We start from the raw sequence: 14,008 nt of genomic DNA on the forward strand, positions 1-14,008 counted from the left end.
TTAAATTCCTCCTTATTCTTAATGATGATGTAAATGACATTTGCATTGTCCTTCTGGACAATTGCAATCCACTTCTTCTACTGCGAAAGCTTTTTTCATCTCTAATATTCTTTCTAATCGATCTATATCATCGAAGCTTAAGACATGATCTTCAATGATGCTTCCTATTACATTTCCGACTTTCTTTTTGCAAATACGGTTAAAAATATCTTCTACGTAATCCCTTACGGCTTCTTTCTCTTCAATATTGGCAGTGTAAATAAACTTTCTACCTTCTTGCTCTGTATTTAGTACGCCTTTTTCAACTAATCTGCCTAAGATCGTTTTGATAGTGGATTGTGTCCAGTCCATTTTTTCTTTCAATACGGAAATGACTTTTTTACTAGTTACTCGCTCATTTGCCCAAACTACACGCATGACTTCCCATTCAGCATCTGTGATATTAGTATTAAATTCTATTGTGCTCATTCTCCTTCCCCTCCTAGTTGTCTACATATGTAAACATATATACTCAAAACAAGTTTACCATTGTAAACGAATTATGTCAAGTCTCTTTAATAAATGTAAGCAACGCTTATAGCTTTTTATCTCTCCACTTCTATCCCATAATAATTTTCATAGTTTTTCCCATACTGAACAAGGTCAGAAAATTGTTCTTTATTCAAACAATACTCTTGCATAAGGGCGTTCTTTTTTTCTTGCAATTCATCGAGTTGAGTGATTGAATTAATTCCTTGTTATCTAAGTTTAATTATTGAATTAGCCATTGTTTTGATATTATGTTTTCTTGCCTAAACTTCATAACCTTTTGAGGATTGAGCTTTTTTATTAGTATATATATCAATGACGTTTCCTACACGTTTTTTAATAGGATTAGCTTTGTTTTTAATAGCTAAATCTATTCTTTCTTTGATTTTTTCTTCGGTATAATCTTCTCCGATAGTCTTAGCTCTTGTAAATCTTTGCTTATCTTTATTACGAAAAGCAATGTATTTACCAAACTTAATTTCATAATCAATAGATTTCATATTTTCTAAAAACTCTTCCCACGAGTTAGACCTATTAATCATTCTATCTATATCAAATTGCAGTTTAGACTTCCAAAAATTTCCTTTCTTGTTTTGGTCATATTAGTACCAAGATTTACCAGCAGTTTTATATTTTTTTGTAATCTTCATAATATTCATCAATGACTGAGAGCTTATTTTCTTTACATAATTCGTCACTTTGAAATCTGATTTTATGATAAGATTTTTTATTAGATTGGTAGCATTTGCCAGTCTTGTAATTAACATTATTAAAAATAATATGGTTATGGATATGCCCTCTATCTATATGAGTTGCAAGAACAAATTCATAATCTTGTTTTAAAATTTTCTTGCACAACTCCATTCCAATTTCGTGAGCTTTTATAGGTTCAACCTCTCCTGGTAGAAAAGATTGGATTAAATGTCTAGCCAAAACTGTACCCTTAGTATCATTATCTTCTCGAGTTTTCAAAAATTGAATATGGGCAGTAGATGGATGACATTTAAATGAAGATACCAAGACTTTTTCATCAGTTTTTTCGCTCTTAGTAATGTAATCTATTACCAAATTTAGAGTTGATTTTATAGGATGTATTTTTGTAATTGCCATACTAATCACTTTAACTTTCTTTTGATTTATTAAGAAGTAGGGAATGGATCTGCCATATTTCTTTTGATAATTTTTCTATTTGTTTATTCATTGTTTCAATTTCATTTTTGTAAATAACACCAGTTGTATTAGTAGCTTTTGCAATCTGGTTTATGTTATTTGTTACATTTGAAAGCAGCCATTGTAGGTTTCTAAATAGTTTTAAATCTACAACATAAATCTCTTTTTCCAATACACATTTTCTAAGAAAGTAGGACATAGTTTTGCAATTTGCAAGTTTCATTTTCTTTTCAAAAACTTCTTTTTCTTCATCTGTTAAATATATTTTAAGTTGTTTTTTCAATTTTTTAATTAAAAAAATGTTATTAAAATAAATATATGAACACAAAAAGACCGCAGTTTGAAACTACGGTCTAATTTTTTGTCCAAACGTAAACCACTTGGAACTATTATTCAATTTATTCTTTTTTACAAATGTTCCCATTTTAATCCCAATTACAGTTTTTAATCTTCTATAACCGTTGATTTTACAAAACTTTTAATTTTTTTGCGATTATTCCCACTCAATAGTTGCAGGTGGTTTAGAGGTAATGTCTAAGACGACGCGGTTAACATGTTTGACTTCGTTAACGATTCGTTGACTAATTTTATTTAAGACATCATAAGGAATATGTGCCCATTCTGACGTCATACCATCAACTGAGGTTACGGCACGAATACCAATTGTATAGTCATATGTCCGAACATCTCCCATAACTCCTACAGATTTAAAACCTGGAAGCACGGTGAAGTATTGCCAAATATCACGTTCTAATCCGGCATTTTTGATTTCTTCGCGTAAAATCGCATCAGATTCGCGAACAATTTCTAATTTTTCTTTCGTAACTTCGCCAATAACACGAATGGCTAAACCAGGTCCAGGGAATGGTTGACGCCAAACGATACTATCAGGCATTCCAAGTTCGGTACCTACTGCACGAACTTCATCTTTAAATAATGTATTCAATGGTTCCAATAGGTCGAACTGCATGTCTTCAGGTAATCCCCCAACATTGTGGTGAGATTTAATAGTTTGCGCCGTTTCCGTTCCAGACTCAATCACGTCTGTATATAATGTTCCTTGAGCTAGGAAGTCGATACCATCAAGTTTGGTTGCTTCATCATCAAAAACATACACAAATTCATTACCAATAATTTTACGTTTTTGTTCTGGATCGCTAACGCCTTCTAATTTACTTAAGAAACGTTCTGAAGCGTCTACTGGAATAATATTTAATCCAAATTTGCCACCTAGGGATTCCATCACTTGTTTGGCTTCGTCTTTACGTAATAATCCGTGGTCTACAAAAATGCAGACTAATTGATCACCAATCGCTTTTTGTAGTAACACACCTACAACCGATGAATCAACACCACCAGATAATCCTAATAGGACTTTACGGTCACCAACTAGTTCACGGATTTCAGCAATTTTTAAATCAATAAAAGAAGCAATTGACCAATCACCACTGGCACCACAAACATCGAAGACAAAGTTTTTCAACATGTCATTTCCATGAACAGATGCACGAACTTCTGGGTGGAATTGGAAACCAAAGAATGGTTTATCTTCGCTTTCAAACGCTGCTACTGGACTGTGCGGAGCGGTAGCGGTCACTTTGAACCCATCTGGTAATTCTGCAATACGGTCAGAATGACTCATTAAAACTAATTCTTCTTCATCCAATCCTTTAAATAATGGGGATTGCTCTTTAATTTGTAGTGGTTGTTGGCCAAATTCTCGTTTATCAGAAGCTTCGACAACCCCACCAAATGTTTTGGTCATTAGTTGCATTCCGTAGCAAACACCTAATACGGGAATTCCTAAATTAAAAATTTCTGGGTCAATATCAAATGAATTTTCATTATAGACGGAATGAGGTCCACCAGATAAGATAATTCCTTTGACATTTCCTTTTGCCATAATTTCTTGTGCAGATAATCGATGAGATAGTAATTCAGAATACACACCGAACTCACGAATCCGCCGAGTAATCAATTGGTTATATTGACTACCATAGTCTAAAACAATAATTTTCTCGAATTGTTTCATCTGTTCCAATTCTGGCATATCATCGCTCCTTTTTTGTTAGATAGAAGAATTTTATCAAATATTAGTCAATAAAACTACCCTCTCGTTTAGTATACGCTATTTTTTTATATTTTTTCTGAAGTTTTACTTTTTATTCGATATCATCACGGTTTATCCGTTATAATTAAAGAGATACACAGGAGGAGTTGACGAAATGAAGACTGGTATAGGAAAAGCACATGGTAAAATTATCTTTATGGGGGAACATAGTGTCGTCTATGGTTACCCTGCGATTGCTTTACCCTTTCGTGCGGTTGAAATGACGGCGAAAATCACCCCAAGTGACTGTTCAACGACTCTAGACAGTGACTTATACCAAGGTGATCTACTTTCCTGCCCACCTCATTTAACGAATATCAAATTATTAATTGAAAAACTGATGATGGATTACTTACCAAATCAACATACCCATGTTCAAGTCACTAGCTCTATCCCTGCTGAACGAGGGATGGGCTCTTCAGCATCGGTAGCATGTGCTATCATCCGTGCTTTTTTTGATTACCTTGATCAACCGATTGCAACGGATACGTTATTGAAATATGCGGATTTCGCTGAAGAAATCAGTCACGGAAATCCTAGTGGGTTAGATGCTCGATTAACAGCATTAGATCAACCATTACTTTATCGTAAAAATGAGCCTATAACACCTTTTCACTTTCAAACGCCTTATTGGTTAGTAGTCGCTGACACTGGTATTCCTGGTGAAACAAAAGCAGCGGTTGCGGCAGTTAGAGAAGGTGTGGACCAAGAAAAAATAACTGAGAATCAACCTTTTAGCGATGCCCTTCATCATCTAGGAAAATTAGTGACGAAATTACGAGCTTGCCTAGTAGACACTCAAGCACATAATCGTTATGCTGAATTATCATCATTAATTAATCAGGCACAACAAGATTTAAAAACGTTAACAGTGTCTAGCCACGCCCTTGATCAAGGAATTTCCTACTGTCAAACTCATCATGTTCCTGCTAAATTAACTGGTGGGGGCCGTGGTGGTTGCTACTTAGCATTGGCTAATAACAAAGCTCAAGCGGAACAACTTGCCCAACAATTAGAAAACAATGGTTTAGCTATTAAAACTTGGCTAATGCCCTTTGCTAGTTAGAAAGGATAAACTTATGCAAAAACGAATTGGTGCCTGTCGCGCACATACCAATATTGCGTTAATTAAATATTGGGGAAAACGTGATCAAACATTATTCCTACCCACAAGTTCTAGCCTCTCGCTAACTTTAAATGCCTTTTATACGGATACGCGAGTGCAATGGTTAGATAATTTATCCAACGATCTTTTTTATTTGAATGGTGAAAAACAATCTAAAGAAGAGACAAATAAAATCTCTCGCTTTCTTGATTTGTTCCGAGATGAACTAGGGATAAATGGTTACGCCAAAGTCGAAAGTTATAATCATGTCCCTACTGCCGCTGGATTAGCCAGCTCTGCTTCTGCTTTCGCGGCTCTAGCTGGTGCTTGTCGTGAGTCTTTACACCTTGACTGGTCCAATGAAAAATTATCAACCTTTGCACGTCGAGGTTCTGGAAGTGCCACTCGCTCCGTCTATGGTGGTTTTGTCGAATGGAATAAAGGAACGAGTTCAGTTGATTCTAAAGCAATTGCTATTGACGATGCGAATTGGGATGTTGGGATGGTCATCATCGCTATTAATAAAGCGAAGAAGAAAGTGAGTTCTAGAGAAGGCATGCAACTAACCGTAGCAACTTCACCTTTCTATAGTCAATGGGTAGAACAATCCGAACAAGATCTTATCGCCATTAAAGAGGCTATCGCTAATCAAGATATTCAACGTGTCGGCGAAATAGCAGAGACAAATGCAATGAGAATGCATGCGACAACTTTAGCTGCTAATCCACCTTTCACTTATTTTGAACCGGAAACGCTACAAGCTATTGCCTCTGTACAAGCACTCCGCGAAAAAGGATTTACAGCTTATTACACGATTGATGCTGGACCGAACGTTAAAGTCCTATGTAAAGCTTCTGAAATGTCACAAATCAAGCAACATTTGTCTGAGACATTTACAAATGACCAACTCATTACTACTACGCCAGGTGATGCTTTGACCCGTTTAGATCACTGGGAGTATGAAGATGTCACAAATTAACTATCAAGCACCTGGTAAACTATTTTTAGCAGGTGAATATGCGGTCACTAAAAGCTATCAACGCGCTTTGTTAGTACCAGTCAATCGCTTTTTGAGTGTTCACCTTGTTCCTACTTCAGAAGCTCAAGGAACAATGAACACAAATCAGATTGCTCAGACGATTACCTGGGAATTCTCAAATCGTCATGTGAAATATCATGAAAAAGCTGGACAATCTTTCGCATTAATATGGGCTCTTATTGAACATGTTAGTGAATATGCTGAGAAACAATTAGATAATTCAATCACTCTCCAACCGTTTCATTTAACAATTGAGTCTGAATTAGATGCGACAGATGGTACTAAATATGGCCTCGGATCTAGTGGTGCACTATCAGTCGCTTTAACAAAAGCCCTAGTGCATTTCTATTTAGGTCCCGAGCAAGCCAAAGACCCTCTCCTAATCTTTAAATTAATAGCCGTTACGCATTCCGATTTAAACATGTTAGGATCACTTGGCGATGTGGCCTGTCAATTATTAAGAACACCGGTAATCTACCAAAATTGGGATCGCGAATGGTTTAGCCAACAAATAAAAAACCACGATAATTGGATTGATTTAATTTCTAAAGACTGGCCAGGATTGCAACTTATTCCGGTTCCTTGGCCAAAACAGTGGCAATTAGCGGTGGTCTGGAGCCAATCAGCAAGTTCCACTGAAAAACTCTTAAAAAGTCACCAAACAAAAAATCAAAAGCAAATAAAAGATTTTAGCCATCAATTTAAAACAGATTCAGAAACGACTTTATTAGGTATTCAATCTGCCATCGAGTCTCAAGATTGGGAAGCCATGAAAACTCACATCGCCAATAATTATCGTCAAATTAAAGCATATACTAACCAACAAGATAAACCTTATCTTACTTCAACATTCATCACAGCAAATAACGAAATCGCGATGTTAGACTGTGTCTTTAAAATTGCTGGAGCTGGTGCTGGTGATTGCGCATATGCCCTATGTCAAGATGATAAAACAAAAGATTTAGTGATTAAAAAATGGCAAGAAGCCCATTTAACACCTCTGCCATTACAACTGATTTTATAACACGAAAGGATGACCGTCATGTCGACTAGTCGTAAAGATGATCATGTCAACGCTGCTTTCAAACAATATCAAACCAACCCTACTGATTTTGAATCGATTCGTTTTATTCACCATTCAATTCCTAAATATAATTTGAGTGATATCAATATTGAAACCTCAATACTGAATCATCAACTCACTACCCCTTTTTATATTAACGCGATGACAGGTGGAAGTGAGTGGACGGCTCAAGTCAATAAACAACTAGCAATGGTCGCTAAAGAAGCACAGTTAATGATGGCAACTGGAAGTATTTCCGCTGCAATTAAAGACCCTAAAGTGGCTCACAGTTTTCAAATCGCTAGAGAAGTCAATCCAGATGGTTTTTTATTAGCGAACTTAGGAGCCAACCATCCCTTAGAAAATGCTAAGAAAGCCGTTGATTTAATCGATGCCGACGCCTTTCAAATCCATTTGAATTCTCCACAAGAAATTGTCATGCCTGAGGGCGATCGAGAATTTCGCGAATTCGAAGATCATATTGGTGAAATTGTTCATGGTTTAGGTGTGCCGGTTATGATTAAAGAAGTGGGCTTCGGTATGAGTTCTGAAACGGTTCAACGATTAATCGATATTGGAGTATCAACAGTAGATGTTTCTGGATTTGGCGGAACCAATTTCGCTACTATCGAAAATTCTCGCCGAGAAAAAGAAGATTTTGCTTTCTTAGGCGATTGGGGCCAATCAACAGCTGTTAGTCTAATCGATAACTATCACTTAAAAGATGTTGTTGATTTAGTCGCCTCTGGAGGAATTAAACATCCCCTACAAATGACTAAGGCTTTTGCATTAGGGGCTAAAGCAGTTGGTATGAGTGGCGAATTTTTACAACGTGTTCTGACTAAAGGAGTCGATGACACCGTTGAACAAGTACATGCTTGGGAAGAACAGTTAAAATTAATCATGTTAATGCTAAATGCGCCAACTATCCCCGACTTGCTCCATACCGACTTAATCTTTACTGACTTTCCAAAAGAATGGGCAGAGCAACGACACATTGATTTATCCATGTTTAACACACGATCACATCATGCTCATTAATCAATAAAGCACGCCTCAATTAAGAGACGTGCTTTTCCTATATTATTGATTAATTGCGCGATTATAATTGGTAAATTTATCGATAAATCCATAGGGATCCACCAAATGAATTTGTTTCGCAAAGGTATAAAGATTGGTTGGTCGTAATTCGGCATCATGGATTAGTTGCGGATTAGTGGCGACATTTATCGGTGTCGTATCTGCAATCAAATGGCCTTTTTTCAAAACGAGTGTTCGTTGCGTAAACTCTAAGGCCATATCGATATCATGCGAATTAATTAAAACTAAAATATTTTCCCGTTGGCTAATGGTATAAATATATTGCATCAATTCGTTATAGTGATAATAATCTTGCCCTTCTGTTGGCTCATCAATAATTAAAACCTCTGATTGAAACAGTAACGCTTGCGCTAATAAGATACGTTTTTGCTGTCCATAGCTTAATGATTCAATAGGTAAATCAATAGCATAATGTAATCCTAATGCTTGTAAGCTTTGGTGCATACGTTCTTCATAATCACTAACAGCCATCCCTGCTTCAAGAATCGCATGCGTTAATTGCTCTCTGATGGTTTTTTCGGTTAATCGTTCCCAAGGGTCATGCGGAATGAATGTCACACGGTGGTGGTGATTGGCTTCATCACTATCATTATGAAAATAATAACGTCCCGAAGTTAATGTCAATTCGCCATTTAAAATCCGAGAGAGTGTGGTTTTACCTGCTCCATTCCCACCCACAACAGAAACAATTTCTCCTTTATGAAATGTGACTGATAGGTGATCGACTGTATATTCCTCACTATTAGGATATTGATAAGTTGCCTCGTCGAATGTCAATAATCGTTCATTGGATTTAGGAAGTACAAAATGCGGAATCGATAATAGCCATTTTTCAATGGTTGATTTTAAACCTTGTCCGTATATGTGGTTGACATTTTCAATGTTTCGTACTTGATGTAACGGATATCCTGAGTAGCGAATAGCTGAGACATACAATGGTTCACGAATATGAAATGTTGGTAACACTTCACTTTTTAACAAGTTAGGCACTGACCCATCAAACACGACACGTCCTTCATTTAGTACAATAACCCGATCAATTGGACGATACATGGTCTGTTCTAAACGAAATCCTGATAGAACGATGGTCGCATTATTCGCATAAGAAAAATCATCCAATAAATCAATAAACGCTTGTTGTGTTTTGGGAGCCAAATTGGCAAGTGGTTCATCAAATATAAACACCGATTGGTCGTAATCCATACCGCCCATCAACCGAACTATATCCCGTTGTCCGGTTGATAATTTGGCATAATTAGCCATAATTTCTTCCTGACTATCTAGATGTGTCCAATCAATCCCGGCAATTTGTTGCGTAGTTTCTTGACGATCAACGGCATCAATAATAGGTTCGCCATCAATCGTTTGAAGATTATGATGATCGCGAATAATTTCTCCTTCACTATATCCAGAAAATTGTCCAGTTCCTAGTTCGTTTTTCAAGGCACGAACAAATGTTGATTTACCAGAAGCATTAGCACCAAGAACTAGCACTTTTTCCCCACGGTATAATGTCAGATTAATCTCATCAAGCGCCGGACCATATCCATTATCATAGGTAAATGACCAATTTTTAAACTGAATCCATGGTTCAGACATGCTAATTCCTCCCTAACCGTTTCCAAACTCTTATTTATTAGTTTCGATATTATCTTCTCGTCCGATAATTCGAACTTCAGTTTCCAATGTCACATCGTTTTTATCTTTAATGACTTCTTGAACATGATGAATCACATCAATATAATCTGTAGCGGTTGCCCCACCAATATTGACAATAAATCCAGCATGTTTCATTGAGACTTGAGCGCCGCCTACTGTATATCCTTGTAGGTTGGCTTCTTGAATTAATTGACCCGTAAAATGACCTTTAGGCCGTTTAAATACTGAGCCGCATGACGGTAATTCTAATGGTTGTTTAGATTCTCTCAGAAATGTTAACTCGTCCATTTTGCCAGTAATCGCATCAGCATCCCCCAGTTCTAAATCGAATGTGACGCGAACAATAATATCGCCCGTTTCTTGTAACTCACTATGGCGATAAGCAAAATTCAATTCTTCTAGAGTATACGTTTTATATTGTCCACCTAGAGTCACGACATCCACTTCGCGAACAACTTCTGAGACTTCGCCACCATAAGCCCCTGCATTCATATAAATTGCGCCACCTATAGATCCAGGAATTCCACAAGCAAATTCCAAACCACTTAAGGTATGATCAGCAGCTAGACGACTCGCATCAATAATACGAGCTCCTGCTTCAGCTATTAGTTGGCGACCATGAACAGCCATTTTTTCCATATCCGTCAGCATTAGCACAATACCTGCAATTCCTTGATCGCGAATAATTAAGTTACTTGAATTACCTAATGCAATCAACGGTATATGTTCACGATTGGCATAACGTATAATCGTTTTTATTTCTTGGACTGAGTGCGGAAAAATTAATGCATCAACAGGTCCTCCAGTTTTCGTATAAGAATAGTTCGCCATTGGTTCGTCGAATTTAATCGTTGTTTCTGGGAACACATCACTAAGGTGTCGTAAATTCATTAATCATCGTCCCTTTTTTATTAATTAAAAGTTAAGCATAACGCTTATTATCTTCACTATCAATCATACCATAATCGAGGCTCTTCCTGTTAGTCTCCTCGGTGTCTATGATAAAATATTTATAAAGTGAGAAAGGAGTTGCCCGACGATGACAAAGCAGCAACGTAATGCATTAATGATTCTAGCATTAACATTAATTTGGAGTGGTATCCATTTAACACGTACTCCCGAAGAAATAACCATTTATCAATCTGTATTAAGTCTGTTATTACCTATTATCGGTATCATTTTTGCCTTAAATATAATGATTCCTAAATGGCGATGGACATTAATAGGTATCTACACGATTATCTTTTTAATCATGTTATTTATCACAGTTATGAGCTTTTAATAAGGAGGCAACTATGCGATTTGTTAGTTGGAATGTTAATGGCATTCGTGCCATTTTAAAGAAAAATTTCGAAGATGTTTTTTCTGAAATGGACGCTGATTTTTTCTCCGTTCAAGAAATTAAATGCCAAGAAGGCCAAGTGGATCTCAATTTCCCTGGTTATTATTCTTACTGGAACTACGCTGAGAGAAAAGGATATTCAGGAGTCGCCGTATTTACCAAACATCAACCCAATCATGTTTATTATGGTTTAGGAATTCCAGAATTAGATACTGAAGGTCGGTTAATTACATTAGAATACGACAACTTTTATCATGTGACTTGCTATACCCCAAATGCTCAAAGTCACTTAAAACGCTTAGAGCATCGCTTGATTTGGGAAAAAGCGCTACTTGAATATCTTGAAAAATTAGATGCTAAAAAACCAGTCATTTATTGTGGCGATTTAAATGTCGCTCACAAAGAAATCGACTTAAAAAATGATAAAATGAACCATGGTAACCCTGGTTTTTCCGATGAAGAACGGGAAAGAATGTCTATTTTATTAGACCATGGATTTATCGATACCTTCCGTTATTTCTATCCAGATTTAGAGCATGTCTATTCATGGTGGAGTTACCGTCATCAAGCTCGTAAAACAAACGCTGGCTGGCGGATTGACTATTTTATTACTAGCCAATCTTTAGCGTCTAAACTTGTTGATGCCAAAATTCATGATGATATTATGGGAAGCGATCATTGTCCTGTATCGTTAGAAATCAATTGGGAAAAATAATAAAAAGACTTCGCTGAAGAATATTTCAGCGAAGTCTTTTCCTTATTCTGAATCAACCATTTTTTCCATAATAATGGTATCTCCATATTCTCCGTCTATTTTCATCGCACCAGATAATCGTCCAACCTCTTCAAAATCATATTTTTCATATAATTTAATCGCCCGAATATTATCACTATGAACTTCTAAACGAATCAAGCGCAATGTCTCATTATCTTCTGCCCAATCTAATAAATCTTCCATCAATACGCGACTGAGGCCGAAACTCCAAAATCTTCTTAATATACAAATTCCGATTTCTCCCACATGAGACAATTTAGGATTTTGGCTAGCACCAATACTAGCAACGCCAATTATCTCATCCCCTAAACGGGCAATAATTAAACGATTATTGTCTGTCGTTTGCAATTGTTTAATATACCGTGTCTCTTGTTCTTGATTTAGCCCTAATCCTTCTGACCCGAAACTTAAATAAGGCGTTTCCTCCCCAACAATTTTATAAAAATCTAATAATGGTTTAGCATCTTTTGGTTCAACATCCGTTAATGTAATTTCAATTCGTTCTTTTTTCATTCATTTAGTCCTCCAAACATTGGATAATTGCTTGACTTCGAGCCCCATGACTTACTAAAGACACTTGGCGACTTGAAGAAGAAAGTTTCTTGATGGTTACCCAAAGATAATCATCAGGTAAATCTTCCACGATAAATTGTGGCCATTCAATCACACAAACACCATCACCATCGAAATATTCCCATAATCCAATGCCTTCAGCTCCCGTCTCTTCTAAACGATAGGCATCCATATGATATAAAGGAATGCGTCCCTGCTCATATTCACGAATAATCGTATACGTTGGACTTTTGACTGCTCGTTTAATGCCTAATCCTTTGCCAAAATATTGGGTGAAGGTCGTTTTTCCTGCTCCTAAATCACCTTGTAGACAGATAACATCCCCCGGTTGCACTAATTCAGCTAATTGTTGTGCAAATCGTTCTGTTGCCTGCTCATCCATCCATGTCACTTGTCGCTCCATTATATGCTCCTCTTATTACTTTTTTACTAGTATAATAGCTATTCTCTTCGACGTCTAAGTAAAACATAAAAAGCCTGCTGAACCCATTTGTTCAGTCAGGCTTCGAGACATCATTTACCGGAAACTAGTCTTGTAACGCTTGATTAGCTGTAATAATTGCTAATTTATAAACGTCTTCTTCAACACAACCACGAGATAGGTCAGAAACAGGTTTATTCATTCCTTGTAAAACAGGACCAATTGCTTCGAAACCACCTAGTCGTTGAGCAATTTTGTAACCAATATTTCCTGATTGAATTTCAGGGAAAACAAAAACTTTCGCTTTACCTGCAACATCTGACTCAGGTGCTTTCTTCATAGCGACTTCATGAGCAAATGCTGCGTCAAATTGCATTTCACCATCAATCGCATATTGTGGTGCTAATTCTTTCGCAATTTTAGTGGCTTCTGCTACTTTTTCTTGTTCTGGAGAACTTGCAGAACCTTTTGTTGAGAAGCTTAATAACCCAACTGTTGGGTCAATATTAAACATTTCAGCTGTTTTAGCAGATTCCACAGCAATTTCCGCCAATTGTTGAGCATTTGGATTAATGTTAATCGCACAATCAGCGAATACATATTTTTCTGCTTCATTACGAATCATAATGAAAGCACCAGAAGTTAGGGAAACACCTGGTTTCGTTTTAATAATTTGTAATGCTGGACGTACTGTATCTCCAGTTGAGTGAACGGCACCAGAAACTAAACCATCAACATGGTCTTGATAGACTAACATCGTACCAAAGTAATTTTCGTCTTTTAAAATTTCGCGAGCTTGTTCTTCGGTAGCTTTACCTTTACGACGTTCAACGAAAGCTTGAACCATATTTTCCATATCATCATAGTTAGCAGGATCAATAATTTCAATATCTCCTAAATCAAAACCACGATCTTTTGCTTTTGCTTTTAAAGATTCTGGGTTACCCAATAGTACAGGTTCTACTAATTTTTCAGCTTTTAGGCGAACAACTGCGCCTTGAATACGTTCGTCATAAGACTCTGGGAAGACAATTCGAAGATTTTTTCTCGCAATCTTTTCAGATAATTCACTAAACAAACTCATAAAATTTTTCCTCCAATATTTGATACCCCTATCATACT

14 protein-coding genes and 1 pseudogene are annotated in these 14,008 nt (G+C 36.6%); 6 read left to right on the forward strand and 9 right to left on the reverse strand.

The window, feature by feature from the left end:
• Window positions 1–18: 18 nt before the first annotated feature.
• The 4 genes and pseudogenes from B8955_RS00335 to guaA form a co-directional block, all read right to left on the reverse strand.
• On the reverse strand, window positions 19–468 hold the full coding sequence (locus tag B8955_RS00335; RefSeq protein ID WP_084097689.1) for a CopY/TcrY family copper transport repressor: 450 nt from the start codon (window positions 466–468) through the stop codon (window positions 19–21).
• Window positions 469–584: 116 nt separating this feature from the next.
• Window positions 585–1,638, reverse strand: a pseudogene (locus B8955_RS00340) (relaxase/mobilization nuclease domain-containing protein).
• A gap of 10 nt (window positions 1,639–1,648) precedes the next feature.
• Window positions 1,649–1,990 carry a plasmid mobilization protein gene (locus B8955_RS00345; RefSeq protein ID WP_084097951.1) on the reverse strand — a complete coding sequence of 114 codons (342 nt, stop codon included), beginning with the start codon at window positions 1,988–1,990 and terminating at the stop codon, window positions 1,649–1,651.
• A 201-nt stretch (window positions 1,991–2,191) separates the two neighbouring features.
• On the reverse strand, window positions 2,192–3,748 hold the full coding sequence (gene guaA / locus B8955_RS00350) for a glutamine-hydrolyzing GMP synthase (RefSeq protein WP_084097690.1): 1,557 nt from the start codon (window positions 3,746–3,748) through the stop codon (window positions 2,192–2,194).
• Between the two features lie 175 nt (window positions 3,749–3,923).
• Between guaA and mvk the strand changes: the two genes are divergently transcribed.
• Genes mvk through fni form a run of 4 tightly spaced genes read left to right on the forward strand, consistent with a single transcriptional unit; the run spans window position 3,924 to window position 8,056 of the window.
• On the forward strand, window positions 3,924–4,874 hold the full coding sequence (gene mvk, locus B8955_RS00355) for a mevalonate kinase (protein WP_084097691.1): 951 nt from the start codon (window positions 3,924–3,926) through the stop codon (window positions 4,872–4,874).
• Window positions 4,875–4,887: 13 nt separating this feature from the next.
• A complete protein-coding gene (mvaD, locus tag B8955_RS00360; RefSeq protein WP_084097692.1) occupies window positions 4,888–5,892 on the forward strand; it encodes a diphosphomevalonate decarboxylase in 1,005 nt (334 codons plus the stop codon).
• Window positions 5,879–6,976: a phosphomevalonate kinase gene (locus B8955_RS00365; protein ID WP_159444400.1), complete on the forward strand. Its 1,098-nt coding sequence runs from the start codon at window positions 5,879–5,881 to the stop codon at window positions 6,974–6,976. Before mvaD ends, B8955_RS00365 begins: the two co-directional genes overlap by 14 nt.
• A gap of 18 nt (window positions 6,977–6,994) precedes the next feature.
• Window positions 6,995–8,056, forward strand: a complete 1,062-nt coding sequence (fni, locus tag B8955_RS00370; RefSeq protein WP_084097694.1) for a type 2 isopentenyl-diphosphate Delta-isomerase — start codon at window positions 6,995–6,997, stop codon at window positions 8,054–8,056.
• Window positions 8,057–8,098: 42 nt separating this feature from the next.
• On the opposite strand, the gene B8955_RS00375 is transcribed toward fni, so the two are convergent.
• Entirely contained in the window at window positions 8,099–9,715 is a 1,617-nt protein-coding gene (locus B8955_RS00375; RefSeq protein ID WP_084097695.1) for an ATP-binding cassette domain-containing protein, read from the reverse strand.
• Window positions 9,716–9,745: 30 nt separating this feature from the next.
• Window positions 9,746–10,666 carry a UDP-N-acetylmuramate dehydrogenase gene (murB, locus tag B8955_RS00380; protein WP_084097696.1) on the reverse strand — a complete coding sequence of 307 codons (921 nt, stop codon included), beginning with the start codon at window positions 10,664–10,666 and terminating at the stop codon, window positions 9,746–9,748.
• Window positions 10,667–10,814: 148 nt separating this feature from the next.
• On the opposite strand from murB, the gene B8955_RS00385 reads away from it, so the two are divergent.
• Both B8955_RS00385 and B8955_RS00390 read left to right on the forward strand, forming a co-directional pair.
• The gene (locus B8955_RS00385) at window positions 10,815–11,057 is read left to right on the forward strand and encodes a hypothetical protein (protein WP_084097697.1); all 243 of its coding nucleotides are present in this window, start codon (window positions 10,815–10,817) and stop codon (window positions 11,055–11,057) included.
• A gap of 13 nt (window positions 11,058–11,070) precedes the next feature.
• Window positions 11,071–11,832: an exodeoxyribonuclease III gene (locus tag B8955_RS00390; protein ID WP_084097698.1), complete on the forward strand. Its 762-nt coding sequence runs from the start codon at window positions 11,071–11,073 to the stop codon at window positions 11,830–11,832.
• Window positions 11,833–11,874: 42 nt separating this feature from the next.
• Here the strand turns inward: B8955_RS00390 and B8955_RS00395 are convergent, their stop codons facing one another.
• The 3 genes from B8955_RS00395 to pta all read right to left on the reverse strand — a co-directional run bounded on the left by B8955_RS00395 (window position 11,875) and on the right by pta (window position 13,970).
• Window positions 11,875–12,405 carry a GNAT family N-acetyltransferase gene (locus B8955_RS00395; RefSeq protein WP_084097699.1) on the reverse strand — a complete coding sequence of 177 codons (531 nt, stop codon included), beginning with the start codon at window positions 12,403–12,405 and terminating at the stop codon, window positions 11,875–11,877.
• 4 nt (window positions 12,406–12,409) lie between these two features.
• Window positions 12,410–12,868, reverse strand: coding sequence for a tRNA (adenosine(37)-N6)-threonylcarbamoyltransferase complex ATPase subunit type 1 TsaE (gene tsaE, locus B8955_RS00400; RefSeq protein WP_084097700.1), 459 nt, complete (start codon window positions 12,866–12,868; stop codon window positions 12,410–12,412).
• Between the two features lie 124 nt (window positions 12,869–12,992).
• Window positions 12,993–13,970 (reverse strand): phosphate acetyltransferase, encoded by a 978-nt coding sequence (pta, locus tag B8955_RS00405; protein ID WP_084097701.1) that lies wholly within the window; start codon window positions 13,968–13,970, stop codon window positions 12,993–12,995.
• Window positions 13,971–14,008: the final 38 nt, after the last annotated feature.

Origin of the sequence: Aerococcus suis (assembly GCF_900176325.1) — a bacterium.
GTDB lineage: Bacteria > Bacillota > Bacilli > Lactobacillales > Aerococcaceae > Aerococcus > Aerococcus suis.

What these genes read in the sequence shown, in the direction of transcription:
- B8955_RS00335 (WP_084097689.1), bottom strand. Translation starts at nt 468, where the DNA reads ATGAGCACAATAGAATTTAATACTAATATCACAGATGCTGAATGGGAA.
- B8955_RS00375 (WP_084097695.1), bottom strand. Translation starts at nt 9,715, where the DNA reads ATGTCTGAACCATGGATTCAGTTTAAAAATTGGTCATTTACCTATGAT.
- guaA (WP_084097690.1), bottom strand. Translation starts at nt 3,748, where the DNA reads ATGCCAGAATTGGAACAGATGAAACAATTCGAGAAAATTATTGTTTTA.
- mvaD (WP_084097692.1), top strand. Translation starts at nt 4,888, where the DNA reads ATGCAAAAACGAATTGGTGCCTGTCGCGCACATACCAATATTGCGTTA.
- pta (WP_084097701.1), bottom strand. Translation starts at nt 13,970, where the DNA reads ATGAGTTTGTTTAGTGAATTATCTGAAAAGATTGCGAGAAAAAATCTT.
- murB (WP_084097696.1), bottom strand. Translation starts at nt 10,666, where the DNA reads ATGAATTTACGACACCTTAGTGATGTGTTCCCAGAAACAACGATTAAA.
- B8955_RS00390 (WP_084097698.1), top strand. Translation starts at nt 11,071, where the DNA reads ATGCGATTTGTTAGTTGGAATGTTAATGGCATTCGTGCCATTTTAAAG.
- tsaE (WP_084097700.1), bottom strand. Translation starts at nt 12,868, where the DNA reads ATGGAGCGACAAGTGACATGGATGGATGAGCAGGCAACAGAACGATTT.
- mvk (WP_084097691.1), top strand. Translation starts at nt 3,924, where the DNA reads ATGAAGACTGGTATAGGAAAAGCACATGGTAAAATTATCTTTATGGGG.
- B8955_RS00395 (WP_084097699.1), bottom strand. Translation starts at nt 12,405, where the DNA reads ATGAAAAAAGAACGAATTGAAATTACATTAACGGATGTTGAACCAAAA.
- B8955_RS00385 (WP_084097697.1), top strand. Translation starts at nt 10,815, where the DNA reads ATGACAAAGCAGCAACGTAATGCATTAATGATTCTAGCATTAACATTA.
- fni (WP_084097694.1), top strand. Translation starts at nt 6,995, where the DNA reads ATGTCGACTAGTCGTAAAGATGATCATGTCAACGCTGCTTTCAAACAA.
- B8955_RS00365 (WP_159444400.1), top strand. Translation starts at nt 5,879, where the DNA reads ATGTCACAAATTAACTATCAAGCACCTGGTAAACTATTTTTAGCAGGT.